This is a genomic window from Corallococcus sp. M7 (assembly GCF_054512695.1).
Window position 1 is genome coordinate 2,605,477 of record NZ_CM137252.1, and the last position, 24,156, is coordinate 2,629,632.

Sequence of the window (24,156 nt, forward strand, 5' to 3'; positions counted from 1 at the left end):
CTCGCGGTCCTCTCCCCGTTTCCGGACCTGACTTGACGCGAGGGGCGGTTCTGGACCAAGGGCATGACCCGCATGGTCCGTTCCGCTCCTCGTGTTGTCCTGACCGCCGGGCTCGCCGCCCTGGCGGTATGCACCGCGCTGGTGACGCTGTCCGCGATGGCGTTCCCGCAGGGCTACAGCCCCGCGCGGCTGACGTGGCCGGGTGCGCCCCTCCTCCTGGGCTGGACGCACTTCGACGCCGGTTGGTACGCGCAGATCGCGCAGTCGGGCTACAGCTACACGCCCGGCCAGCAGAGCTCGGTGGCGTTCTTCCCGCTGTACCCGCTGGTGCTGCGCGGCCTGGGGCTCTTGCAGGTGGACACGTTCCTCGCGGGCGTGCTCGTCACCATGCTGTGCGGCCTGGGCGCGCTGTACGTCTTCACGCTGTGGGCGCGCACGCGGGCGGATGAAGAAGCGGCGAGGAACGCGGGGCTCTTGCTGGCGTTCTATCCGTTCGCGTTCTTCCTCTACGGGGCGATGTATTCGGACGCGCTGTTCCTGTTGCTCATCATCGGAGCGTTCCTGCTGTTGGAGCGGGGGCAATTGGGGTGGGCGGTGCTGCTCGCGGCGGTGGCCACGGCGGCGCGGCCGGTGGCGCCCGCGCTGGTGGTGGGGCTGCTGGCGCGGCGGCTGGAGTGGAAGCACGAGCGCGGCCTGAAGTGGAACCTGATGGACCTGTTGCCGGTGTTCGCGGCGGCGGGCTTCGTGCTGTACGTGCTCTACCAGTGGAAGGCGTTCGGAGAGCCGTTCGCGTTCGTGAAGGTGCAGTCCGCGCCGGGGTGGGACCAGAAGCCGGGCTGGCGCACGTGGGCGAAGCTGCGCTGGTTCCAGGGCTTCAGCCGGGACATGTCGCTGTCGGACGGCTTCCGGCTGGTGGGGCACGCGGCCGTCACGCTGGGGGCGCTGGCGCTGGTGTGGCCCACGGCGAAGCGGCTGGGGTGGGGCTATGGCGTGTACACGCTGGCCATCGTGGGATTGCCCGCCCTGTCCAGCAAGGACTTCATGGGCATGGGGCGCTACCTGCTGGCCGCCTTCCCGCTGTTCCTCACGCTGGCGCTGCTGCTCCAGGAACGGCCGCGCGTGAGATGGGGCGTGCTCGCGACCAGCGCCTGCGTGATGCTGGCGCTGGCGGCCGCGTACGGAGCGGCGGAGTACGTGTCATGAGCGGTCTCATGTCCCAGGCGCTGGAGCTCTACGCGCACCTGCCCGCGAGCGAGCGCTTCCACGTGCACGCGCGGGCGTCCTCGGCCCCGCTGCTCGCGGTGGCGTCGCGCCTGCCCTCCGGGACGGTGGCGGACATCGGTTGTGGGCACGGCCTGCTGTCCGCGGTGATGGCGCTCGCGGTGCCGGAGCGCCGGGTGCTCGGAGTGGACCTGGACGAGCGCAAGGTGCACTGGGCGAAGCACGCCCTGTCGGGGCTGCCCAACGTGACGCTCGACGTGGGCTCCGTGGAGGAGCTCGCGAAGACGCAGCCGCACACCCTGGACGCGGTGGTCGTCTGCGACGTGCTGTACCTGCTGCCCGAGGAGAAGTGGCCCGGCTTCCTCCAGTCCGTGCGGAGCCTGCTCAAGCCCGGAGGCCGCTTCCTCCTGAAGGAAGTCGAGGGCGACCGCTCCTGGAAGCACGCCAAGGCGCTCGCGCAGGAGTGGGTGATGGTGTCGCTCCTGGGGCGCACCAAGGCCAGCGGCGGCATGGTCCTCAAGCCGCGAGTCGACGGAGTCCGGCTCCTGCGCGACGCGGGCTTTGAAGTACGCGAAGTCGTGGGCCTGGGCGCGGGCTACACCACGCCCCACCTGCTCTACGACGCCGAGGCCCGCTGAAGAAGCCCACGCGTGCGTGGCGGGCCGCCTCCAAACCTGTCCGACTGTCGGACAGGTTTCCCGCGGCCCGTCAGCCCAGCTCGCCGTAGTTCGCGAGCGTGATGTCCCGCTCCACGAGCTTCGCCTTCACGCGGGGACTGGTGAGCGCGGCCAGCTCCGCCTCCCAGCCATAGGTCCACGCCGGATCCTCCGGCACCCGCGGAGCCCCCTCACCGGGGTGGCACCCCAGCTCGAAGTCCCCCGCCGGCAGCGAGTCCAGCACGGCGAGCAGCGCGGGCTCATTCAGCCGGCCCGCCTCGAACACGCCCCCAGCGCTGACCCGCCGCACGCCCGACCGGGCCCGAGGCGCCGTGCGCGCGAGCACCGCCAGCACCGTCGTCTTCAACGCCGGCCCGGGAGCCCGCAGCCACGACGCGCGAGGCAGCGCATCCGGCCACCGCAGGGGCAGGCCCTCGCGCGCGGCGATGCCCTCCACCACCGACCGAACCCCCGGCAACAGGTGCAGGTGCTGGTGCCCGTCCAGGTGGTCCACCTTCGCGCCCAGCTCCCGCGCGCGGGCGAGCTGCGCGGACAGCTCCCGCTCCAGCTCTTCTCTCCGCACCCGCCCCGTCATCCACGCCTTCGCGAACTCCGCCCAGTTGCCCATGAGCCGCCCGCCCGGCGCCACCGTCCGCACGGCCTCCGCGGGAGCAGCACACGGAAGCCGCGTGGACAGCGCCAGGTGCACGCCCACCGCCAACCCCTGCGCCTGCGCCAGGCCCACGGCCTCCGCAGCGGAAGGCCCCATGGCCAGCAGCGTCGCGCTGGTCACGATGCCCTCGCGGTGCGCCTTGAGGATGCCCGCGTCCAGCGACGGGTGCAGGCCCAGGTCGTCCGCGTTGACGATGAGGCGGGTGCGCATGGCGTCCTACCCGCGCCCCGCCTGGCCCGGCACCGAACGCAAGGGCTGCACGGACGGCGGCAGGCGCACCGGCCTGGCCGTCGGGGACGGCGAGCGCGTCTCCGGGTACAGGCTCACCAGCTCCTTCACCATCTTCAGGATGACGGACGGCGACGCCAGCGTGGAGACGCCGCGCGTGCGCGGGAAGTAGTCCACGCCCATCTGGAACACGCGGAAGCCCTTGCGGATGGCCTTCACCACCAGCTCCGCGTCGATGAACGAGCCCTGGCTCTTGAGCTCCATCGACTCCAGCACCTGGCGGCGCATCAGCTTGAAGCTGAAGTTCACGTCCTTGATCTGGATGTCGAACAGCGCCCGGATGAGCAGGTTGTAGACGAACGAGTACACGATGCGCTTGGCGCCCTCGCTCGTGCGGTCGAACCGGAAGGCGCAGATCATGTCCGCCTCCAGGTAGTCCATCAGGTGCAGCGCCCGCTCCAGCTCGCGCATGTCCCACGGCAGGTCGATGTCCGAGTACAGCACCAGGTCCTTCGTGCTCGCCGCGAGCCCCGTGCGCATCGCGCCGCCCAGCTTCAGGTTCACGGGGTGGGTGATGACCCGCAGCTGAGGCACCTTCGCCGCCAGCGCGTCGCAGACCTCCTGGGTCCGGTCCGTGGAGGCGTCATTGACGACGATGATCTCGAAGTCGTCGGTGAGCCTCGGCAGCACTTCCAGTGCGCGGCTCACCGCGCGCTCCACGTAGTCCTCTTCGTTCCAGGCGGGGAAGAAGAGGCTGATGCTCGGGTACTTGGCCACGGTCGTCATGTCGCGCGCGTTCCGTCAGGAAGGAAACGCGGGCTCGCTAGCAGAGGGCCCCCTCGCTGGCAAACCTCTTGGCCCTTCTTACGGGAAACCCTTATAGTACCGCGTAGCCATCATTTTATGGGGACACGGTGAAAACCCAGCCCTACACACTTCTGGTCGTGGATGATTCGCAGGCGCTGCTGCCGCAGCTGGTGCGCACACTCGGCCCGGAGGACTTCGCGCTCCGTGTCGCCCGGTCCGGGCCGGAGGCGCTGGGGCTGACCCAGGAGGTAGACGGCGTCCTGCTCTGCTCCGGCGGCCTCGACGGGGCGCAGGCCCAAGGCCTCCTGGAGGCCCTCACCCCACCACAACCGGCGCCCCGACCTGCCGTGGTGGTCCTTGCACCTCAAGAGGATCGCGCCCTGCGCCTGGCCGCGCTGCGGAGGGGGGCTGAGGTGATTTTGACCCCATGGGACGACGAAGAGCTGCGTTTGAGGCTCTACCGGAGCCTGGAGACGCACTCGCGGTTGAGGTCACTTCACTCCCAGGTGGAGGAGCTGCGGCGCCTGGCGGTGACGGACGGGCTGACCCAGGTGCACAACCACCGCTACTTCCAGGAGCGGCTGCGCGAGGAGTTCCGCCGCTCGCAGCGCTACGACGAGAGCCTGTCGCTCATCCTGGTGGACCTGGACCACTTCAAGAACATCAATGACGCCCACGGCCACGGGGCGGGGGACCGCGTCCTGCGAGAGGTGGCGGCCTCCCTCCAGCACAGCGTGCGTGAGACGGACCTCGTGGCCCGCTACGGCGGAGAGGAGTTCGCCATCCTCCTGCCCTGCACCCACCTGCCCGGCGCCCTCACCGTGGCGGAGCGAATCCGCAAGGGAATCAACGAGTTGCACGCGGGCCCGGAGGGCGCGCTGCGCGTCACCGCGTCCCTGGGCGTCTCCAGCTTCCCCCACCGCGCCATCCTCACCCCGGAGCAGCTGCTGCTCACCGCCGACGAGGCCCTCTACCGCGCCAAGCGGGAGGGTCGCGACCGCATCTGCCTGCACCCTCCCGCCCCCCTGTTTTCCACGCCGCCCTCAAGGGCCGGCTGACCCAGAGGGTCAAAAACCCGGGGTCGCATTTGACCCCATTGGGTCCGGTGGGTCTACAATGACCTTGCCCCTTTTTGTCATGCCATTGAAAAAGGGCGTGATTGCCGGGGTTTATCCAAATCTCCGGTTTGGCAAGGCCATTGCAAATGTCTATTCCCGGAAAGTTCATGGGAACCCTCGGAGCTCAAGCGCAGGCGCAGGACCCGGTCGCCCGCGGCCGGTTGCTGCTCGTGGACGACGAGGAGAACATCCTCAAGTCCATCCGGCGGGTGCTGCGGCGCGGTGAGTGGGACATCGAGACGGCGACGGACGCCGAAGCCGGCCTGCGCACGCTGGAGCGCTTCCAGCCGGAGGTCGTCATCTCCGACTTCCGCATGCCGGGGATGAACGGGGTGGAGTTCCTCACCCAGGTGAAGCTCCAGGCGCCGCGCGCCCAGCGCATCATGCTGACGGGGCAGGCGGATCAGCAGGCCATCGAAGAGGCCATCAACCGCTCGGAGATCTTCCGCTTCATCTCCAAGCCCTGGAACGACAGCCACCTGGTCCTCACGGTGAAGAGCGCCTTCGAGCAGTACGCGCTCCACGCGGAGAACGACCGGCTCTACCGCGTCACCCAGGAGCAGAACGCGGAGCTCAAGCACCTCAACGCGGACCTGGAGGAGCGCGTCGCGCTGCGCACGCGCCTGCTCTCCACGGCCAAGCGCGAGTGGGAGCTGTCCTTCGACTGCATGGAGACGCCGCTCGCGGTGGTGCGCGCGCGGGACTTCGCGGTGCGCCGGGCCAACGTGGCCTACGCGCAGGTGGCCCGCCGCTCCATCGAAGAAGTGCCTTCCGACGTCCCCTGCCACCAGTACCTCTTCGGCCGGGACACGCCGTGCACGGGCTGCCCGCTGCCCTCCGCCATGGAGACGGGCAAGGGCGCTCGCGGCGAGGTGCAGCAGGGCGGGCGCAGCTACGTGGTGGCCGCGTACCCGTTCGCGGGCGACGACCGCGCGGTGTGCACCTACCGCGACGTCACCGAGGAGCAGGCGATGACGCGCCGGCTCATCGAGACGGAGAAGATGGCCGCGGTGGGCCAGCTCGCGGGCGGCGTGGCGCACGAAATCAACAACCCGCTGGGCGGCATCCTCGCCTTCGCGCAGCTGATGTCCCGCGACGCGGGCCGCAGTGAGAGCGACCTGGAGTCGCTGAAGCTGATTGAAGAGAGCGCGCTGCGCTGCAAGCGCATCGTGGAGAGCCTGCTGAAGTTCAGCCGGCACAGCCGCGTGGAGGACCGCCGCCTCTTTGATCTGTCCAAGTGCGTGGAGGACGCCGCGGTGCTCTTCCGCGCGCAGCTCAAGTCCATGCCCAAGGTGGAGATGAAGCTGGGCCTGAAGGACGGGCTGCCCAAGGTGTACGGAGACCCCGGCACGCTCGCGCAGGTGGTGCTCAACCTGCTGCAGAACGGCCTCCAGGCGCTGCCCAACGCGGAGGGGCGCCTGTCCCTGGAGACGGGGCGCGAGGGCGACCGGACCTTCTTCGCGGTGACGGACACCGGCTCGGGCATCGAGGAGAAGCACCTGCCGCGCATCTTCGAGCCGTCCTTCACCACCAAGCCGCCCGGCGAGGGCACCGGCCTGGGGCTGTCCATCGCCTATCGCATCGTCCAGGACCACGGGGGCACCTTCCAGGTGGATACCCACGTGGGTCAGGGCTCCCGCTTCACCGTCTACCTGCCTATTCCCCTGCAGCTCGAGAGGTTGCCGTGAACCAAGTCAAGCGCGCCAAGGTCCTCGTTGTGGATGACGACTCCGTCGTCCTCAAGGCCGTCACCCAGATCCTCCAGCGGGAAGGCCACCCGGTCGTTGCCATCGACGACGCGGTGGAGGGGCTCGCGGCGGCCAAGGACCCGTCCATCGACGTGGTCGTGCTCGACATCAAGATGCCGCACCTGTCCGGCATGGACCTCTTGCGCGCCATCAAGGCGGACCGCCCGGACGTGGAGGTCATCATGATGACGGCCTTCGCCACCGTGGAGACGGCGGTGGAGGCGGTGAAGGCGGGCGCGTACGACTACCTCACCAAGCCCTTCGAGAACATCGACGAGGTCAGCCTCACGGTGGCCAAGGCCGCCGAGCGCAAGGCGCTGAAGGACCGCACCCGCGCGCTGGAGGAGGCGCTCACCGCGCGCAGCCAGTTCGAGGACCTCATCGGTCAGTCCTCGCAGATGCGCGCCGTGTTCAAGCTGGTGGAGACGGTCAGCCACTCCACCGCCACGGTGCTCATCCAGGGTGAGAGCGGCACGGGCAAGGAGCTCGTCGCCCGCGCCATCCACTACCGCAGCGCGCGCCGCGACAAGCCCTTCGTCGCCGTCAACTGTTCCGCCCTGACGGAGACGCTGCTGGAGAGCGAGCTCTTCGGCCACGTGAAGGGCAGCTTCACCGGCGCCACCGGCAACAAGAAGGGCCTCTTCGAGGCGGCCGACGGCGGCACCATCTTCCTGGACGAGATTGGCGACGTGCCCCCGGCCACCCAGGTGCGCCTCTTGCGCGTCCTGCAGGAGGGTGAAGTCAAGCGCGTGGGCGCCAACGAGCCCGTGAAGGTGGACGTGCGCGTCATCGCCGCCACGCACGTGGACCTGTCCCGCGCGAAGGAGCAGGGCAAGTTCCGCGAGGACCTCTTCTACCGCCTCAACGTCATCACCATCGACCTGCCGCCCCTGCGCGACCGCCCGGAGGACGTGCCGCTGCTCGCGCACCACTTCCTCAAGGTCTACGCCGCCAAGGCGGACAAGAAGGTCACCGGCATCAGCCCGCGCGCCATGGAGGCGCTCACCTGCAACCGGTGGACGGGCAACGTGCGCGAGCTGGAGAACGTCATCGAGCGTGCGGTGGTGCTGACGGCCAACGACGCCATTGACGTGGAGGACCTGCCGCCCGGCTTCCAGGCCGCGCCCCAGGCCGACTCGGCGGTGGAGGTGTTCAGCCTGGCGCACCTGCCGTACGCCCAGGCCAAGCGCCTGGCCATGCGCGCCTTCGAGCGCCGCTACCTCTCCGCGCTCCTGGAGAAGAACAACCACAACGTGTCCAGCGCGGCGCGCGCGGCCGGTGTGGACCGCTCCAACTTCCGCCGCCTGCTCAAGCAGTACGAGGTGGCCGGCCGCAGCATGAAGCCGCGCTCGCCCAAGGGCCCGGACTCGGACAGCGGCCCGGGCCCCGTCCTTGAAGCGGTGTCCTGAAGACGCCGTGTCCTGACGGGGCCCCTCGGGGAGTGACGACGCTTCAGCCGTCCTCCCCGGGCTCGCGCTCGCTGCGCCGTGCGGCGAGCTGCTGTTGGATGGCTTCGTAGCGCTCGGACAGCTCCGCCTCGAAGCCGTTGCGCGTCGGGGTGTAGAAGCAGCGCGAGCGCAGCGCCTCGGGCAGGTAGTCCTCCGGGACGTAGTTGCCCTCGAAGTTGTGCGGGTACTTGTACCCGCCGCCGTAGCCCAGCGACTTCATCAGCTTCGTGGGCGCGTTGCGCAGGTGCATGGGCACCGGCAGCGCGCCCTCCTTCGTCACGGCCTCGCGCACGGCCGCGTACGCGGCGATGACGGCGTTCGACTTGGGCGCGAGCGCCAGGTACGTCACGGCCTGGGTGAGGGGCAGGGTGCCCTCCGGCAGGCCCATGAGCTGGAAGGCCCTCAGCGCGTCCACCGCCACGCCCAGCGCGCGCGGGTCCGCGTTGCCCACGTCCTCCGACGCGAAGATGACCATGCGGCGGAAGATGAAGACGGGGTCCTCGCCCGCCTCCAGCATGCGCGTCATCCAGTACAGCGCGGCGTCCACGTCGCTGCCGCGCATGGATTTGATGAACGCGCTGACGACGTTGTAGTGCTCCTCGCCGCCCTTGTCGTAGAGCAGCATCTTCTGCTGGAGCGCCTCCTCCGCCACCTTGCGGTCCACCGCCGTGCGGCCGTACGCCGCCGCGGCCTCCAGCGCGGTGAGGGCCTTGCGCGCGTCGCCGCCCGCCGCGTCCGCGATGAACTCCAGCGCCGCGTCGTCCACCGTCACCTTGCCGCCCAGGCCCCGGGGGTCCGCGACGGCGTGGCGCATGACGGCGATGAGCTCCTCCTGCTCCAGCCCGCGCAGGGTGATGACGCGGCAGCGCGACAGGAGCGCGGCGTTCACCTCGAAGGACGGGTTCTCCGTGGTGGCGCCAATCAGCGTGACGGTGCCCTTCTCCACGTGGGGCAGCAGCGCGTCCTGCTGCGACTTGTTGAAGCGGTGGATCTCGTCGATGAAGAGCAGCGTGCGCTGACGCTGGAGCTTCCAGCGGTCCTGCGCGCGGGCCACCGTCTCGCGGATGTCCTTCACGCCCGCGAGCACGGCGGACATCGTTTCAAAGGCGGCGCCGGTGGAGCGCGCGATGAGCTGGGCGAGCGTCGTCTTGCCGGTGCCCGGCGGGCCCCAGAGGATGAGGCTGGGCACCTGGTCGCTCTCCAGCGCGCGGCGCAGGAAGCGGCCCTCTCCGGTGAGGTGCTCCTGGCCCAGGTACTCGCTGAGCGAGGTGGGGCGCATGCGCTCGGCGAGCGGCGCCAGGACGGCCTGTTCCTTCTGGCTGGCGTGGTCGAAGAGGTCCATGGGGCCTCCAAACCTAGCGCCCCGTCCGCCCTGTCGCGCCCCCTTGTGATGTCCAGGGCCGAGCAGGTGCGTCATTTTCCTGCGGAGGACGGTTGGCCGGCTGGACTAGAACCCGGGGGGCGTGCAGACCCTGGTCATCGTCGCGAAGCGAGACACCCCGCAGGCCGTGGCCCTGGCGGCGGAGATTCAACAGCGCCACCCGAACCTGACGGTGCTGGCGGACCGTGCCCTGGCGCATGCGCTGAACTGGCCGCGCATCGAGGACCGGGAACTGGCGGCCCGCGCGGACCTGGTGGTGGTGCTGGGCGGTGACGGCACGCTCATCTACGCGGCGCGCCTGTTGGGCGGACGCAACGTGCCCATCATCGGCGTGAACCTGGGCAGCCTGGGCTTCATGACGGAGGTGTCCGTGGAGGAGCTCTTCAGCCGGCTGGATGACGTGCTGGCGGGGAACTTCCACGTGGACTCGCGGATGAAGCTGTCCTGCCGGCTGCTGCGCGGGGGCAAGGTCCTCATCGAGGACGAAGTCCTCAACGACGTGGTCATCAACAAGGGCGCGCTCGCGCGCATCGCGGACCACGAGACGTCCATCGACGGGGTGCCCATCACCACGTACAAGGCGGACGGCATCATCCTGGCCACGCCCACCGGCTCCACGGCGTACTCGCTGTCCGCGGGCGGTCCCATCGTGCACCCGTCGGTGGACTGCACCATCCTGTCGCCCATCTGCTCGCACGCGCTGACCCAGCGGGCCATCGTGGTGCCGGCGGACCGCACCATCCGCGTCACGCTGAAGAGCGAGACGGCGGACACGTACCTCACGCTGGACGGGCAGACGGGCCACTCGCTCCAGGGCGGGGACTGCATCGAAGTGGTGCGCTCGCCCAACCGCGTGGGCCTGGTGCGCAACCCGCGCGTGGCCTTCTTCACCATCCTCCGGCAGAAGCTCCACTGGGGCGAGCGCTGAGCCTCCGGGCCCTTGGGGTGGGGCTCCCCTCGGGGGTGAGCGGTGGGGTAGCGTCCGGCCCGTGACAACGGGCGGGCACAGGACGCGTTTCGGCAAGTACGAGCTGCAGGAGCGCCTGGGCGCGGGCGGCATGGCCGTGGTGCACCGCGCGCGCTACACCGTGGCGGAGGGCGTGTCCCGGTCCGTGGTCATCAAGCGAGTGAGGGACCCGTACGCGCAGGACCCCGCCTTCGTGCGGATGTTCCTCAACGAAGCGCGCATCTCCATGGGGCTGTCGCACGGCAACATCGTCCAGGTCTTCGACTTCGGGCAGGAGGAGGGGGAGTACTTCCTCGCCATGGAGTGGGTGGACGGGCAGCCCCTGTCCAAGGTGCTCAAGCGCCTGAAGCTGAAGGGGGTGGCGCACCTGCCGGCGCCGCTGGCCGTGCAGCTGATGGTGGAGGTCTGCAAGGGCCTGCACCACGCGCACACGCGCCGCGACGACGAGGGCCGCTCGCTGGGGCTGGTGCACCGCGACGTGTCTCCGGACAACGTCCTGGTGAGCTACGAGGGCGAGGTGAAGCTCACCGACTTCGGCATCGCGAAGGCGCAGTGGGCCGGGCGGCAGGACACGGACGCGGGCGTGGTGCGCGGCAAGTTCCTCTACCTGTCACCGGAGCAGACGCGAGCGGAGGCGCTGGACGCGCGCTCGGACGTGTACACGGCGGGCGTCGTCCTCTTCGAACTGCTCACCGGCCGCAGGCCCGCGGAGGGAGACCAGGCCTCGGTGATGGAGCGCATCGCCACGGGTGACCTGACGCCCCCGCATGCGCACGTGCCGGACCTGGATCCATCGCTGGGGGCGCTGGTGTCCCGCGCGCTGGCGCTGAGGCGGGATGATCGCTTCACGAGCGCGGAGGACTTCCAGCGCGCGCTGGCGGAGTGGCTCGCGTACCGGGCGCCGCTGTTCCCCGCGTCCACGCTGCGCCACCTGATGGGCTGGCTGTTCGAGGAGGAGATGAAGCTCGCGGGTCAGCCGCCGCGGATTCCGGAGTCCTTCCTGCGCCAGGTGGCGGTGTGGACGGGGGAGGGTGGCCCGGCGGGAATGGACGAGCCGGAGCGGGCGTCCTCGGTGCACCGCGCGCACGCCGAGGCGTTCCCGGAGGAGCACGTGCCCGGGGCGCTGGTGGGCGGAAGCCCCGCGGCGGACATGGGCGCGGGAGTGCCCGGCTGGGTCTGGGCGGCCATCATCGCGGCGGCGGCGATCTTCTTCGTGGGGCGCGCGGTGCTGCCCGACATGTCGGAAGCGCCGGGGCGCGATCTCCAGGTGGTGTCGGTGCCTCCGGGCGCGGAGGTGCGCTGGGATGGCAAGTACGTCGGGATGACGCCGACGGTGCTGAAGGTCGCTCCAGGAGAGGACTCGCACCAGTTGGAGCTGCGCTACGTGGGGCACCATCCGTGGTCGACCACCGTGTCGCAGGCGGCGGTGCCGGAGCGCGTGCAGGTGACGCTGGAGCGGCTGCCGCCCCCGCCTCCTCCGCCGGAGCCGGTGGTGGACGCACGGGTGCCGGAGCCGCAGAAGGCGGGCAGCCGGAAGGGTGTGCCGAGCGTCAACGCCCAGAGCGAATCGCGGGAGGCGCTGGATTGGATCGCGCAGTCCCCGGGCGCGGGGGCGGAGTACACGCTGGGCGTGGAGCTGCTCGTGGCGGGCAAGCCGGGGCAGGCCAGCGGGAAGTTCGGGACGTGCCTGAGGCTGTTGGAGACGGCAGCGGAGTGCCATCTGGGGATGGGGCGGGTAGGAGCGCGGACGGCCCGGGCGGGCGTGGCCGTGGAGCACTACCGGCGCTACCTGCAGTTGCGGCCGCGAGGGGCCGGCGCGGCCGAGGCCCGGCAGTACCTCAAGTCCCGGTCGGGTCGGTAGCGGCGCGCTGCGATGTTCCTCGTCCTGTCGAAGGTGTTGGACCTGCTGCTGTCCCCGCTCACCTGGGCGCTGTTGTTCGGCGTGGCGGGGCTGCTGCTGCGCCGGTGGAAGCGCGTGTCGGTGGTGTCCCAGCTTCTGGCGCTGGCCGTGCTGTACGTGTTCTCCATCGAGCCGACGGTGGCGCTGCTGACGCGCGCGACGGAGGCGGACGCGGTGAGCACGTACCGGCCGGACACCGTCTACGACGCGGTCATCCTGCTGGGCGGAGGGCTGGACGCGGCGGCCACGGAGCGCTCGGGGCAGCCGGAGTACAACGCCGCGCCGGAGCGGATGATGCGCACCTTCGAGCTGCTGCGCGACGGCCGGGCACGTCAGGTGTTGATCACCGCCGGCAACCTGGACGCAAGGCCGGAGGCGGTGGTGGAGGCGGACGTGCTGGCCGCGCAACTGGAGCACTGGGGCATCGCGCCCGAGCGCATCGTGAAGGAGGGGCGCAGCCGCAACACCCGCGAGAACGCACTGGAGTCAGAGCCGCTGGTGCGCCAGCACGGCTGGAAGTCACTGCTCCTGGTGACAAGCGCCGCGCACCTGCCCAGGGCGGCCGGCTGCTTCGCGGCGGTGGGGCTGCGCGCGGACACCCTCGCGGTGGACCTCCGCTCCTCGACGATTCCCCCCGCGAAGCTGAGCTGGTTGCCGCGCTCGGGAGCGCTCAACCAGAGCACGGACATGCTGCGCGAACTGGCGGGACGCATCGTCTACCGGGCCCGAGGCTGGACCGCGCCCTGGCGGTAGCGCGGCAGGGGACTCGCGGACCCGCTGCGCTGCTGCCGGTGCCCCGCAGCGAAAACCTGTCCGACAGTCGGACTGGGTTGGCGCAAGGCGCCCGGTAAGCAGCTCCCGCACGGACTTGTCCGACAGTCGGACCGAGTTGGCGCAAGGTGGCTCCAACGAGCGCCACCAGCACGGACTTGTCCGACAGTCGGACCGAGTTGGCGCAAGGTGGCTCCAACGAGCGCCACCAGCACGGGCTTGTCCGACAGTCGGACCGAATCGGCGCAAGGCGGCCCCCGCGAGCGCCTTCATCACGAACTTGTCCAACAGTCGGACAGGTTTTGCAGCAGTCGCGTCCGGTGAGAGCCTCCAGCACGAATCTGTCCGACAGTCGGACAGGTTTCGCGGAAGTCGCGCCCGGGAGGGGAGCGTGCTCCAGCCCGCGAGCTACTTCATCGTCGGCTGCGCGCGCAGGCCGCCCTTGGGTGCTCCGATGACCGTGATGCGGCCCTGGGGCTTCGCGCGGGGCGCGGGCTTGCCGGTGCTGAAGGCCTTGCCGAGCGCATCCCACGGCGACACGGTCGTGCTCGCGGGCAGCACGGGCACGTCCTTGAACATCGCGTAGCCGTCGTTGCCCTGCGCCACGAAGCTCAGCGTGGCCAGCCGGTACTTCGCCGCGTCGTCCAGCGGCCTGCCCTTCACCTCCACCTTCGTCACCCGCGCGCCCGGCGCCTTGCGCAGGTCGTAGGTGAAGCGCAGGCCGGACACCTGCGGGAATCGGCCGGGCGGCTTGGCGTCCGGGCCGCTCAGGCTGACACCGTTCTCCAGCGCCGCGCGCAGCGTGGCCCCCGTCACCTCCAGGACGACCAACTCATTGCGGTAGGGCATGAGCGAGTACAGCTCGCGCCGGGTCATCGTCCCCGCGGGCAGCACCCGGTCCGCGCGGATGGCGCCCCCGTTCACGAGCGCCACGTCCGCGCCCATCGCCTCGCGGAACGCATCCGCCAGGAACGAGCCCAGGTTCGTCTCCCCCAGCCGGTTCTGCGCGCTGCGCGCATCCAGCGTCACCGGCGAGCGGCCCACCCGCTCCGCCAGCGTGGCCAGCAGCGGCGCGTAGGGCTTCATCTGCTCATCGAACGCCGCGTCGTCCGGCGTCTTCGCGGTGATGGGAATCACCTTCCACGCGAGCTTCTTCACCGCGCCCGTCTTCGCATCCAGGTCCAGCGTGACGCGGCCCAGGTCGATGGCGTCCTCGTCCAGCTTGAAGATGGGCGTGCCCGCGACGGTCTCCTCCACGCGGTCGTGGTCGTGCCCGCCGATGATGAGGTCCACGCGCACGCACTTCGCCAGCTCCCGGTCCTGGTCCACCGCCAGGTGCGTGAGCCCCACCACGAACTGCGCGCCCGCGGCCCGCAGCTCGTCCACGGAGCGCTTCGCCGCCTCGCAGTACGGCGTGATGCGCGTGTCCTTGCCCGGCTTGGACGAGGTCTGCGTCTCCGGCAGCACCACGCCGAAGATGCCCACCTTCACGCCGCCCACGTCGCGGAGGTCCCACGCCTTGAGCCCGTCGAACACCTGCCCCGACTTCACGCTCATCACGTTGGCGCCCAGCCACGGGAAGCGCGACTGCTGGAGGCGCGCGCGCAGCACGTCGTCCCCGAAGTCGAACTCGTGGTTGCCCACCGTGGAGTAGTCCAGACCGAGCGCGTTCCACGCGTCGATCATCTGCTTGCCCTTGAGCGCCTCGCCCGCCACCTCCGCGGAGGACTCCACCGAGGGTGAGATCGTGTCACCCGCCAGCAGCGTGAGGACGTGCGGCGACTCCTTCAGCGCCTGTTGCTTGAGCGTGGCCACGCGCGACAGGCCGCCCCGGTTCTGGGCGGTGGGCTGGAATTGATAGACGTCGTTGAGGTGGAGGATCGTGAGGCGGACGGTGTCGGCGGGAGGCGTCGGCTCGGCGGCCCCGGCTGAACGAGTGGCCAGCACCACTGCGAGCGGCAGCAGCACCGCCCAGGTGCTCACGGTCTTCTTCATCATCGGAAAGTCGTTCTCTTGCAGGGACACAGGGGGAGCGCCAACCCGTCTCGGCCTAGCGCACTCGGCGCATGAAGGCGAGCGGACCGGACATGGCGCAACGCGCAAGCCCCAAGCCCTTCTTCCCGGAGGATGAAGGGCATCCAGCCGGCCGCACGCTCCGTCCTCAGACGGTGTAGCGCCGGCCCTGCACCAGCGGCTCAATCACGCTGCCGCTCGAGTCGAACAGGTCCGGATAGTGGATGAGGCGCATCTTCGCGCGAGTCGCCTCCGGCAGCGCCGCCAGCTTCTCGTACGGGGTGTGCACGCCGTAGTTCGTCTCGTGGATGACCAGGTCCGCCTCGGACAACCAGGAGATGAGCCCCTCGTCGAAGGCCGTATCCGCGCTGTAGCCCAGGCACCGTCCCCCGGCGCGGATGCGGAACGCGGTGGTGGGCACGTGGTGGTAGGTGAAGCGGCACTCGACTTCGAACGGGCCGTGCTTCACCGCGCGCTCCAGGTGCAGCGGCGTGTGCGTGAAGTAGTCCTCGAAGTGCTTGTGGTTGGGCCCCGCGCCCTGCTGCTCGATGAGGCACTCCATGCCCGCGGCCAGGTGGCCCTCCCAGAGGCGGCGCGTGACGCTCGGATGCGCCAGCAGCTCCATCTTCCGCTGCAGCACGAAGAAGGAGAAGTACGCCAGGCTCTCCAATCCGGAGGCGTGGTCCGCGTGCAGGTGCGTGAGGGCCACGGCGCTGACGCGCTCCACGTCCAGGTGCACGCCGGAGGAGTCGGACGCCTCGCGCATCATCTTGCGGATGGGGTGCGGACAGTCGATGAGCAGCACCTGTCCTTCCGCCTCCAGGGCCAGGCACGACGAGTAGTGGAGCGCGGAGAAGGCATCACCGACGCCCAGGGGAATGAAGGACAGGCTCATGGATGGCTCCGGAGGGAAGGGGACAGCCGCTCGCGCAGCTTCGCGGCGACGGCGGGAGGGCAGAAGGCGGACACGTCCTCGCCACGCGTGAGGCGCTCTTTCAAGGCGCTGCTGGACACCTCCGCCAGGTGCGCCTCCGCGGGTAGGAAGAGGGTGGACAACTCAGGCGCGAGAGCGCGGTTCATCTGCGCCAGCTCCGTCTCGAACTGCGCGTCGGTGGCGCCGCGCACGCCGCGCAAGAGGACGCTCGCGCCAATCTCCCGCGCCAGCTCCACGATGAGCCCTTCGGTGAAGGTGACGGAGACGTTGGGGTGCTTCGCCACGGCCTCGCGGATGAGCGCCATGCGCTCCTCGGCGGTGAGCAGCGTGCGCTTGTTCGGGTTGACCGCGACCACCACGACGACGTGGCTGAAGAGGCGCGCCGCCTGCCGCACCACCGACAGGTGTCCCGCCGTCACGGGGTCGAAGCTGCCTGCATAGATGGCGATGGTCATCACGACACCTCACGGTCCGGTGAAGAAGAAGTCGCCGCGTCCAACAGGCCCGCCGCCATGCGCTTCACGGTGCCCGCCGCGGAGCCCGAGGGCACCAGTCCGGGTGCGCTCGCGGACAGCACGAAGTAACCCTGGATGGCGGCGAACAGGCCCGCGGCCAGCGCACGCGCGCGGCGCTTGCCCACCACCGCCGCGACCAGCGCCTCCAACTGCTCCAGGTCCGCGCGCACCACCTCTTCGTAGGCGGCGCGCACCTCCGGCTGCCGGATGGCCTCCGCGCTGATGGTGACCCAGCCCGCCACCGCCGCCACGTCCGCGTCCGGCCCGGTGGCGAGGAACGCGTCCACGAACGCCTCCACCCGCCCGCGCGCATCGTCCGCGGCCAGCTTCGTGGCGCGGGTGGCGAAGCGCTGCCGCGCGCGCGCGGCCAACGAGCGCACCAGGGTCAGCAAAATCTCCTGCTTGTCCTCGAAGTGGTAGTGCACCAGCCCCGCGCTCAGGCCCGCCGCCCGGGCGATCTCCGCCACGGAAGCGCCCTCGTAGCCGCGCTCGGCCATGGCCTTGAGCAGCCCGGCGACAATCTGTTCCCGGCGCGCTTCGGTATTGGAGGGACGAGGCATGGCGAGGTCTTGTTTCTAGGTTGTGTGACCAACTTATAAACAGGGCCGGCGCGGGCGTCAACCGGACCTGAAGTCCAGTGACGCCGGGCTTGAGGGCTAGAAGCGCAGGACGGACGTCACCTTGTCCGGCCCCAGCCGCTTCGCGCCTTCGAGGAAGTCGAGCGTGATGAGGAAGCTGTAGCCGACAATCTGCCCACCCAGCCGGCTGACGAGCCGGCCCGTGGCGTCGGCGGTGCCGCCGGTGGCGAGCACGTCATCCACCACGAGGACGCGCTCGTCCTTGAGGATGGCGTCCTCGTGCATCTCCACGCCGTCCGCGCCGTACTCCAGCGAGTAGCGCTCCACGATGCACTTGTGCGGCAGCTTGCCGGGCTTGCGCGCGGGCACGAAGCCCGCCTCCAGCGTCAGCGCCATGGGGGCGCCGAGCAGGAAGCCGCGCGACTCCACGCCCACCACCTTGGTGATGTGCTGTCCCCGGAAGGGCGCGGACATGGCGTTGACTACCCGGCCGAACAGGCGCGGGTCCGCCAGCATGGGGGTGATGTCCTTGAAGACGATGCCGGGCTTGGGGAAGTCCGGCACGTCCCGCAGGACGGCCTGGAGGTCGGAGACGAGCGTGGGGTCGAGGGACATGGGGTGGAGCTCCGAGGGGGACGGCGGCGTTTTTCAGCCCGGGGGGATGACACCCGGGGTGGACCTGGGACTCAAGGGTACCCGGCCCGGGTGACAGCCGGCCTGGCGGGCGCCCGGACGCGGAGTCCCAGGGCCAACGGCCGGAGGAGGGGCGGACTGGGACGGGACCGGGGCATGGCGGACGTTGATGATCTCACAGCTTCGCGCCGCCCGGCCGCATCGGCTGGCGGACGCCGTATTTTTTCCCGCGCGCGGGGATCCCCTCACTGTGTTAAGCGAGGCGGTTCCCCCCGACCAAGGAGTCTGGGGCCCTTGCAAGCCGTGCAAACCACCGCTGACACCCGAGACCCTCTCTCCCCCCAGGACGGACTCTGGCTCCGCGCCCTCAAGGCCGAGGTCGAGCCCGCCACGTTCAAGAAAGGCCGCGAGGTGGCCGAAGGCCGCCGCGTCTTCGGCCTCACGCGTGAACCCGAACGCATCCGCGCGCAGGTCGCGGGTCCGTCCGGCGAGCGCTACGACGTGGCCCTGATTCCAGGAGAGGGAAAAGTCGTTTCCTCCTGCACCTGCCCGGTGTGGAACACCACGGGCCCGCATTGCGAGCACGTGGTCGCCGTGGCACTCATCTACGCGGCCCGCTTCCGGCCACCGCCGCCACCGCAGAAAGCCGCGGCGCCGCCGCCTCCTCCGCCCGAACCCGAGGACATGGGGCCGGACGACGAGGAGATTCCCGGAGGCGGAGCGCCGGGGATGGAAGGCGTCAGCCTGCCCGCACTCGCCAAGGTGGAGAGCTGGCTGGGCCTGTCCTCACTGCCCGACTACGAGTTCCTCTACCGGCTCACCCCCGCGAGCACGGGGGCGGGCGGCTCCAACAACCGCCACTGGGTCGTGGACGTGCGCCGTCAGGACGCGCAGACCAAGGGCCCCGTGCACGTGAAGCGCCTGCTCCAGGCGGGCAGCCGCATCGCGCCTGCGGACGAGCGCATCTTCATGGTGCTGTCGCGCCACGAGCACCGCTACGACTCGCGCATCGTCCTCTCCGACGAGGACCTGTGCGAGGTGCTGGAGTTGCTGCGCCAGCGCCGGGTCATCTACCGGGGCACGCCGCTCGTCTACATGGACCAGCCCGTGCGGCCGCAGATCCACCTGGAGTCGCGTCCGGACGGCGCCACCGCGCAAATCGAGCTGCTGTTCCCGGATGGCGTGGGCTACCCGCTCAAGGACGTCATCGTGCTCGCGGGCCGGCGCACGTACGTCATCCAGGCGCAGAACCTCCACGCCGTGGAGCCGGACTTCCCGCCGCGCCTCCTGCGCAAGTGGCTGCTGGAACCGACCATGGCCTTCCCGTCCGGGCAACTGGACCGGGTGCTGACGTTCTTCGCCGCGCACCTGCCGCGCTTCCGCATGTCGTTGAAGGCGGACGACATCGAAGTGGACGAGTCGGTGGAGCCGCGCTTCGTGCTCACGCTGGAAGGCGCCGCCGAGCGCGTGAAGGTGCAACTGGCCGCGAGGTACGGCCAGACGACGGTGGCGGTGTCCCCCACGGCCACGCACCTGGGCTACGCCAGCGGCGTGGGCGAGGACGCGCGCAAGCTGTACCGCCGCCGCGACGAGGTGGAGCGCGCCGCGGGCAAGCTGCTGCTCGACCTGGGCCTGCGCTTTGATCAGGCCGCGCAGGCGTTCGACGCGACGGGCGACGTGGCCCTGGAGTTCTGGGCGCGGGGCCTGGCGAGCCTGCCCGCGGAGTGGGAGCGCTACGGCGTGCAGGCGCCCAAGGTGCGGCTGCGCCCGAAGCTCAAGCCGCGCATCCGCGTGGGCATGAGCGGCGTGCAGTGGTTCGACCTGGACGCGGAGTTCGTCACCGACGACCAGGCCGTGGACCTGGGCGCCGTGCGCATGTGGCTGGACTCCGGCCGCAAGTTCGTGCCGCTGAAGGACGGCTCCTTCGCGGAGGCGGACGTCGCGGAGATCAAGCGCGTGGCGGACCTCCTGGAGGAGGCCGGCGCCATGCCGGGCCGCACGCGCACGCGGCTGCCGCTGCACCAGGCCGTCGCCCTGGACCTGCTCGCGGACCTGGGTGAGTTCACCGAGGTGGAGGCCAAGGCCCGTCAGGCCATGCTCTCCCTGCGCGAGTCCTCCGGCGTGCCGAAGGTGGCCGTGCCGGAAGGGCTGCAGGCCACGCTGCGCCACTACCAGGAGGCGGGCCTGTCCTGGCTCTGGTTCCTCAGGCGCCACGGGCTGTCCGGCATCCTCGCGGACGACATGGGTCTCGGTAAGACCATCCAGTCCCTGAGCCTGATGCAGAAGGTGGCCAACGACGAGGGCCGCAAGCCTTCGCTGGTGGTCGCGCCCACGAGCGTGCTCGCCAACTGGGAGCGCGAGGCGGAGCGCTTCACGCCGGGCCTCAAGGCCATGGTGTGGCACGGGCAGGACCGCCGCGAGCGCGCGGAGGACCTGAAGGGCATGGACCTGGTGCTCACGTCGTACGCGCTGGTGCGCCGCGACCTGGAGCAACTGTCCCAGGTGGGCTTCCGCTACGTCATCCTGGACGAGGCGCAGAACATCAAGAACGCGGACAGCGCCACCGCGCAGGCGTGCAAGTCGCTGCCCAGCGAGACGCGCCTCGCGCTCACCGGTACGCCGCTGGAGAACCGCCTGTCGGAGCTCTGGAGCATCTTCGACTTCCTGATGCCCGGCTTCCTGGGCAGCGCGGAAGGCTTCAGCGACCGCTACGAGCAGCCCATCCAGGTGGCCAACGACGCCACCGCGAAGGACCGGCTGCGCCGCCGCATCCAGCCCTTCATCATGCGCCGCCTCAAGACGGAGGTGGCCAAGGACCTGCCGCCGAAGACGGAGAGCGTCGCGTGGTGCGAGATGGAGCCCGGCCAGGCCGCGCTCTACCGCGAGGTGCTGGAGGAGAGCCGCCGCAAGGTGAACGAGTCCATCGAGAAGGTGGGCTTCAAGCGAAGCCGCGTCTCCATCCTCGCCGCGCTGATGCGCCTGCGTCAGGTGTGCTGCGATCCGCGTCTGCTCAAGATGCCGCCCGGCACGCTGCTGCCGTCCAGCGCGAAGCTCGAGCGCTTCATGCAACTGGTGGACGACCTGGTGTCCGAGGGCCACCGCGCCCTCGTCTTCAGCCAGTTCACGGAGATGCTGGAGCTCTTGAAGCAGGAGGCGGACAAGAAGGGCCTGCGCTACCTCTACCTGGACGGCCGCACCAAGGACCGCATGGGCAAGGTGGACGAGTACAACCGCCCTGACGGCCCGCCGCTCTTCTTCATCAGCCTCAAGGCGGGCGGCACCGGCTTGAACCTCACCGCCGCGGACTACGTCATCCACTTCGATCCGTGGTGGAACCCCGCGGTGGAGGATCAAGCCACGGACCGTACGCACCGCATCGGCCAGACGCGCGCGGTCATCAGCTACAAGCTCATCACGCGCGGCACGGTGGAGGAGAAGATCTTGAGCCTCCAGCGCCGCAAGCGCGAACTCGCCGCCGGCGTGCTGGGCGCGGACGGGGACGACATGGGCCGCAACCTCACCGAACAGGACATCCAGGAGCTGTTCACCGAAATCTGATGTCGGCCTGAAGAGTGGGAGATGGTTGTGGCGCCAACAGGCCACGCCCTCCCACTCGCCCTCCCACCGTCCGCACGACCCGAACACCTGTGCAGTGTCAGCAAGACCTGCTAGGGTGTTCAGGTGTTGGGGCCGTCGTACGGACCGCGGAGGGCGCGCGTGCTGCTGGGTCTTCGGATTTCGAACGTAGCGGTGATTGAGGAGGTGGAGGTCGCGTTCGGCGCGGGCCTCACCGTCCTCACGGGTGAGACGGGGGCCGGCAAGTCCATTCTGGTGGACGCGCTGGGCCTCCTGCTCGGGGGCAGGGCGGATGCGGACGTCATCCGTGCGGGCTGCGAGGATGCGGCGGTGGAGGGCGTGTTCGCCCGCACTCCCATCCTGGCCGCCAGACTGGAGGAACTGGGCCTTCCGGACCTGGGAGAAGAGGTGCTCGTGCGCCGCGTGCTCGGGCGCACCGGGCGCGGCAAGGTCTACGTCAACGGCGCGCTGGTGACGCTGGGCGTGCTGGGCAAGCTCACGCGGGGCGCGGTGGACATCGCGGGCCAGCATGAGCACGTGAGCCTCTTCGACTCCGGGCTGCACCGGGTGCTGCTCGACAAGTACGGTGGCCTGGAGGAGACGCTGGCCGCCTACGGCCGCGAGTGGGCGAACCTGCGCGAAGTGGATTCGCGCATGGACGCGCTGGGCGGCGACGACGCCAAGGTGCGCGAGCGCGCGGAGTTCCTGCGCTTCCAACTGGACGAAATCACGCGCCTGGATCCGGAGTCCGGCGAGGACGTGAAGCTGGACGCGGAGCGCCGGCGGCTGGGCAGCGCGCAGAAGCTCAAGCGTCAGGGCGCGGAGGCCGAGCTGCTGGTGTCCGGCGAAGCGCCGTCCGCGGTGGAGATTGTCGGGCGCGCGCTGGGGCTCGTGCACGAGGGCGTCAAGTGCGACGCGACGCTCGCGCCGGTGGCGCAGTCGCTCTCCACGGCGCTGTCGGAACTGGAGGAGGCCTCGCGCCTGCTCAACCGCTACGTGGAGGGGCTGGAGTCCGACCCCGGGCGGCTGGGCGAGGTGGAGGAGCGGCTGGACGCGCTCAAGCGGCTGTGCCGCAAGCACGGCACGACGCTGGACGGCGTCCTCAAGAAGCGCGACGAGCTGGAGACGGAGCTGGGCACGCTGGAGAACCGGCGCGAAATCCTGGAGGAGCTGAACCAGGAGCGGAAGCGGGTGGAGGAGCGGGCGCGCAAGGCGGCGCTGACGCTGTCCCGCGCGCGCAAGACGTCCGCCGGGGCCTTCTCCCAGCAGGTGCGTGAGGGCCTGGGCGGGCTGGCCATGGGCAAGGCCGCCTTCGAGGTGCGCGTCACCGCCGGGGAGAGCTTGCGTCCGGACGGCCTGGATGAGGTGGAGTTCTTCTTCAGCGCCAACCCGGGTGAGCCGGCGCGGCCCCTGGCCAAGGTGGCCTCGGGGGGTGAGGCGAGCCGGCTCCTGCTCGCGCTCAAACGTGCACTGGCGGACAGTGACGCGTGCGGCTGCTACATCCTGGATGAGGCGGACGCGGGCGTCAGCGGCGCCATCGCGGACGTGGTGGGCCGGATGATTCGCGAGGTCAGCTCCCACCGCCAGGTGCTGTGCATCACGCACCTGCCCCAGGTCGCGGCCTACGCGGACGCGCACCTGCTCATCAAGAAGAGCGTGAAGGGCGAGCGCACCGTGTCCCAGGTGCTGCCCCTCTCGGCGGGCGCCGAGCGCACCCAGGAGCTGGCGCGCATGATGTCGGGCGTGGAGGTGACGCGCGAGGCGCTGGGCGCGGCGGAGGCGCTGGTGCGTTCGGCCCACCGGGCCACGCCCCGCGCGCGCCGGGAGTCCGGCCCGGAAGGCAATAGCCCCCGGGGCCGGCTGCGCCGGACGGCCTGAAATGGGGGCCTACAAGGTAGGGGTGACCCAGGGAGGGGGGCATGACGCACCGGGAGTTTTCGTCCGCGTCCTTGCCCCCACTTATGGGCTCACATAGCATCCGGCGCGTGTCCAGCACCGCAGGGCAGACCGCGGCCCCCCGCCATAAAGTCATCTCCGCTGGCCTGACGGACGTCGGGCGCAAGCGCAATCACAACGAGGACAGCTTCCTCATTGACGATGAGCTCCAGCTCTACGTCGTGGCGGACGGCATGGGTGGGCACGCGGGTGGCGGTACCGCGTCGCGCATCGCCGTCGAGACCATCGACAAGGAGCTGCGGCGCGCGCGTGAAGGGCGGGACAACCCCTTCGTCAGCGTTCCCAACCTCCAGGATTCGCCCATTCCGGAAGCGCTCCGGGGCGCGGTGGAGAAGGCCTGTCAGGCCATCTACCTCACCGCCCAGGATGACGCGCGCCTGTCCGGCATGGGCACGACAGTCATCTCCCTGGTGGTCCGCGACGAGCACGCCTTCTTCGCCCACGTGGGCGACAGCCGCGCGTACCTCATCCGCGGGGACCTCATCCAGCAGATCTCCGAGGACCACTCGCTGGTCAACGAGCAGATCAAGGCGGGGATGATCACACCGGAAGAGGCCAAGCACTCCCGGTACAAGAACATCATCACCCGCTCCGTCGGCTTCGAGGAGGAGGTCCAGGTGGATGTCATGGGGCTCGTGTCGGAGCCCGGTGACGTGTTCCTGCTCTGCTCGGACGGCCTCGCCAACATGCTGGAGGACCGGGAGATCCACGACACCGTCGCGCGCCACGCGAGCCTGGAGGAGGTGCCCAAGCACCTCATCGACCTGGCCAATGAGCGCGGCGGCGACGACAACATCAGCGTCATCGTCGTGCGCATGCAGGGTGGCTGAAAGAGGGCCGGACTCGGGGCGCGATTGGGGCGTGCCCCGGAGTCTGTTGACCTTGACACTCTTCAAATGCGGATGATAGCTGCCCCAACCTTTCCATCCACTGAGAATCGCCAGTGGGTGACGGTGCGGGAGGGGCGGCGGGTGGGGGAGGTGTTGCGAGCGCGGGGAGCGACTTAGCTTCTGGCGCCGGAAGTCCCACGTTG

General features: G+C 70.1%; 19 protein-coding genes. 11 read left to right on the forward strand and 8 right to left on the reverse strand.

Annotation, left to right across the window (positions count from 1 at the left end; all coding sequences use genetic code 11):
• Nucleotides 1-63 precede the first annotated feature (63 nt).
• Nucleotides 64-1,203 carry a mannosyltransferase family protein gene (locus ACX114_RS10890; RefSeq protein ID WP_459297330.1) on the forward strand — a complete coding sequence of 380 codons (1,140 nt, stop codon included), beginning with the start codon at nucleotides 64-66 and terminating at the stop codon, nucleotides 1,201-1,203.
• Entirely contained in the window at nucleotides 1,200-1,859 is a 660-nt protein-coding gene (locus tag ACX114_RS10895) for a class I SAM-dependent methyltransferase (RefSeq protein ID WP_459297332.1), read from the forward strand. The genes ACX114_RS10890 and ACX114_RS10895 overlap by 4 nt, the downstream gene beginning before the upstream one ends.
• Nucleotides 1,860-1,929: 70 nt before the next feature.
• On the opposite strand, the gene ACX114_RS10900 is transcribed toward ACX114_RS10895, so the two are convergent.
• Together ACX114_RS10900 and ACX114_RS10905 are read right to left on the reverse strand one after the other, a co-directional pair.
• The gene (locus ACX114_RS10900) at nucleotides 1,930-2,760 is read right to left on the reverse strand and encodes a ChbG/HpnK family deacetylase (protein ID WP_459297334.1); all 831 of its coding nucleotides are present in this window, start codon (nucleotides 2,758-2,760) and stop codon (nucleotides 1,930-1,932) included.
• A gap of 6 nt (nucleotides 2,761-2,766) precedes the next feature.
• Nucleotides 2,767-3,555, reverse strand: coding sequence for a glycosyltransferase family 2 protein (locus ACX114_RS10905; RefSeq protein ID WP_459300120.1), 789 nt, complete (start codon nucleotides 3,553-3,555; stop codon nucleotides 2,767-2,769).
• A 137-nt stretch (nucleotides 3,556-3,692) separates the two neighbouring features.
• Here ACX114_RS10905 and ACX114_RS10910 point away from each other — a divergent pair, with 137 nt between their 5' ends.
• From ACX114_RS10910 to ACX114_RS10920, 3 genes are all read left to right on the forward strand, one after another.
• The gene (locus ACX114_RS10910) at nucleotides 3,693-4,643 is read left to right on the forward strand and encodes a GGDEF domain-containing response regulator (protein ID WP_459297336.1); all 951 of its coding nucleotides are present in this window, start codon (nucleotides 3,693-3,695) and stop codon (nucleotides 4,641-4,643) included.
• 167 nt (nucleotides 4,644-4,810) lie between these two features.
• Nucleotides 4,811-6,391 (forward strand): ATP-binding protein, encoded by a 1,581-nt coding sequence (locus ACX114_RS10915; protein ID WP_459297338.1) that lies wholly within the window; start codon nucleotides 4,811-4,813, stop codon nucleotides 6,389-6,391.
• Nucleotides 6,388-7,860, forward strand: coding sequence for a sigma-54-dependent transcriptional regulator (locus ACX114_RS10920; RefSeq protein ID WP_206798313.1), 1,473 nt, complete (start codon nucleotides 6,388-6,390; stop codon nucleotides 7,858-7,860). The genes ACX114_RS10915 and ACX114_RS10920 overlap by 4 nt, the downstream gene beginning before the upstream one ends.
• A gap of 43 nt (nucleotides 7,861-7,903) precedes the next feature.
• On the opposite strand, the gene ACX114_RS10925 is transcribed toward ACX114_RS10920, so the two are convergent.
• Nucleotides 7,904-9,241 (reverse strand): replication-associated recombination protein A, encoded by a 1,338-nt coding sequence (locus tag ACX114_RS10925; RefSeq protein ID WP_459297341.1) that lies wholly within the window; start codon nucleotides 9,239-9,241, stop codon nucleotides 7,904-7,906.
• Between the two features lie 121 nt (nucleotides 9,242-9,362).
• Between ACX114_RS10925 and ACX114_RS10930 the strand changes: the two genes are divergently transcribed.
• The 3 genes from ACX114_RS10930 to ACX114_RS10940 all read left to right on the forward strand — a co-directional run bounded on the left by ACX114_RS10930 (nucleotide 9,363) and on the right by ACX114_RS10940 (nucleotide 12,900).
• Entirely contained in the window at nucleotides 9,363-10,208 is an 846-nt protein-coding gene (locus ACX114_RS10930; protein ID WP_459297343.1) for an NAD(+)/NADH kinase, read from the forward strand.
• 61 nt (nucleotides 10,209-10,269) lie between these two features.
• A complete protein-coding gene (locus ACX114_RS10935) occupies nucleotides 10,270-12,108 on the forward strand; it encodes a serine/threonine protein kinase (RefSeq protein ID WP_459297345.1) in 1,839 nt (612 codons plus the stop codon).
• A gap of 12 nt (nucleotides 12,109-12,120) precedes the next feature.
• Nucleotides 12,121-12,900 (forward strand): YdcF family protein, encoded by a 780-nt coding sequence (locus tag ACX114_RS10940; RefSeq protein ID WP_459297347.1) that lies wholly within the window; start codon nucleotides 12,121-12,123, stop codon nucleotides 12,898-12,900.
• Between the two features lie 426 nt (nucleotides 12,901-13,326).
• On the opposite strand, the gene ACX114_RS10945 is transcribed toward ACX114_RS10940, so the two are convergent.
• The 5 genes from ACX114_RS10945 to ACX114_RS10965 form a co-directional block, all read right to left on the reverse strand.
• Nucleotides 13,327-14,916, reverse strand: coding sequence for a bifunctional metallophosphatase/5'-nucleotidase (locus ACX114_RS10945; RefSeq protein ID WP_459297349.1), 1,590 nt, complete (start codon nucleotides 14,914-14,916; stop codon nucleotides 13,327-13,329).
• 163 nt (nucleotides 14,917-15,079) lie between these two features.
• Nucleotides 15,080-15,826 carry an MBL fold metallo-hydrolase gene (locus tag ACX114_RS10950; RefSeq protein WP_459297351.1) on the reverse strand — a complete coding sequence of 249 codons (747 nt, stop codon included), beginning with the start codon at nucleotides 15,824-15,826 and terminating at the stop codon, nucleotides 15,080-15,082.
• On the reverse strand, nucleotides 15,823-16,320 hold the full coding sequence (coaD, locus tag ACX114_RS10955; protein WP_459297353.1) for a pantetheine-phosphate adenylyltransferase: 498 nt from the start codon (nucleotides 16,318-16,320) through the stop codon (nucleotides 15,823-15,825). The genes ACX114_RS10950 and coaD overlap by 4 nt, the downstream gene beginning before the upstream one ends.
• Nucleotides 16,320-16,940 carry a TetR/AcrR family transcriptional regulator gene (locus ACX114_RS10960; RefSeq protein ID WP_459297355.1) on the reverse strand — a complete coding sequence of 207 codons (621 nt, stop codon included), beginning with the start codon at nucleotides 16,938-16,940 and terminating at the stop codon, nucleotides 16,320-16,322. Before ACX114_RS10960 ends, coaD begins: the two co-directional genes overlap by 1 nt.
• A gap of 96 nt (nucleotides 16,941-17,036) precedes the next feature.
• The gene (locus ACX114_RS10965; RefSeq protein ID WP_459297356.1) at nucleotides 17,037-17,573 is read right to left on the reverse strand and encodes an adenine phosphoribosyltransferase; all 537 of its coding nucleotides are present in this window, start codon (nucleotides 17,571-17,573) and stop codon (nucleotides 17,037-17,039) included.
• Between the two features lie 321 nt (nucleotides 17,574-17,894).
• On the opposite strand from ACX114_RS10965, the gene ACX114_RS10970 reads away from it, so the two are divergent.
• From ACX114_RS10970 to ACX114_RS10980, 3 genes are all read left to right on the forward strand, one after another.
• Nucleotides 17,895-21,149, forward strand: a complete 3,255-nt coding sequence (locus ACX114_RS10970) for a DEAD/DEAH box helicase (RefSeq protein WP_459300122.1) — start codon at nucleotides 17,895-17,897, stop codon at nucleotides 21,147-21,149.
• A gap of 159 nt (nucleotides 21,150-21,308) precedes the next feature.
• The gene (gene recN / locus ACX114_RS10975; protein WP_459297357.1) at nucleotides 21,309-23,045 is read left to right on the forward strand and encodes a DNA repair protein RecN; all 1,737 of its coding nucleotides are present in this window, start codon (nucleotides 21,309-21,311) and stop codon (nucleotides 23,043-23,045) included.
• Between the two features lie 107 nt (nucleotides 23,046-23,152).
• Nucleotides 23,153-23,953 (forward strand): Stp1/IreP family PP2C-type Ser/Thr phosphatase, encoded by an 801-nt coding sequence (locus ACX114_RS10980; RefSeq protein ID WP_043322847.1) that lies wholly within the window; start codon nucleotides 23,153-23,155, stop codon nucleotides 23,951-23,953.
• The last annotated feature ends 203 nt before the right edge of the window (nucleotides 23,954-24,156 follow it).

Bases quoted from the DNA above. Each gene is read 5' to 3' on its own strand.
- coaD (WP_459297353.1), bottom strand. From the start codon at position 16,320: ATGACCATCGCCATCTATGCAGGCAGCTTCGACCCCGTGACGGCGGGA.
- ACX114_RS10940 (WP_459297347.1), top strand. From the start codon at position 12,121: ATGTTCCTCGTCCTGTCGAAGGTGTTGGACCTGCTGCTGTCCCCGCTC.
- ACX114_RS10925 (WP_459297341.1), bottom strand. From the start codon at position 9,241: ATGGACCTCTTCGACCACGCCAGCCAGAAGGAACAGGCCGTCCTGGCG.
- ACX114_RS10900 (WP_459297334.1), bottom strand. From the start codon at position 2,760: ATGCGCACCCGCCTCATCGTCAACGCGGACGACCTGGGCCTGCACCCG.
- ACX114_RS10950 (WP_459297351.1), bottom strand. From the start codon at position 15,826: ATGAGCCTGTCCTTCATTCCCCTGGGCGTCGGTGATGCCTTCTCCGCG.
- ACX114_RS10965 (WP_459297356.1), bottom strand. From the start codon at position 17,573: ATGTCCCTCGACCCCACGCTCGTCTCCGACCTCCAGGCCGTCCTGCGG.
- ACX114_RS10915 (WP_459297338.1), top strand. From the start codon at position 4,811: ATGGGAACCCTCGGAGCTCAAGCGCAGGCGCAGGACCCGGTCGCCCGC.
- ACX114_RS10895 (WP_459297332.1), top strand. From the start codon at position 1,200: ATGAGCGGTCTCATGTCCCAGGCGCTGGAGCTCTACGCGCACCTGCCC.
- ACX114_RS10960 (WP_459297355.1), bottom strand. From the start codon at position 16,940: ATGCCTCGTCCCTCCAATACCGAAGCGCGCCGGGAACAGATTGTCGCC.
- ACX114_RS10945 (WP_459297349.1), bottom strand. From the start codon at position 14,916: ATGATGAAGAAGACCGTGAGCACCTGGGCGGTGCTGCTGCCGCTCGCA.
- ACX114_RS10890 (WP_459297330.1), top strand. From the start codon at position 64: ATGACCCGCATGGTCCGTTCCGCTCCTCGTGTTGTCCTGACCGCCGGG.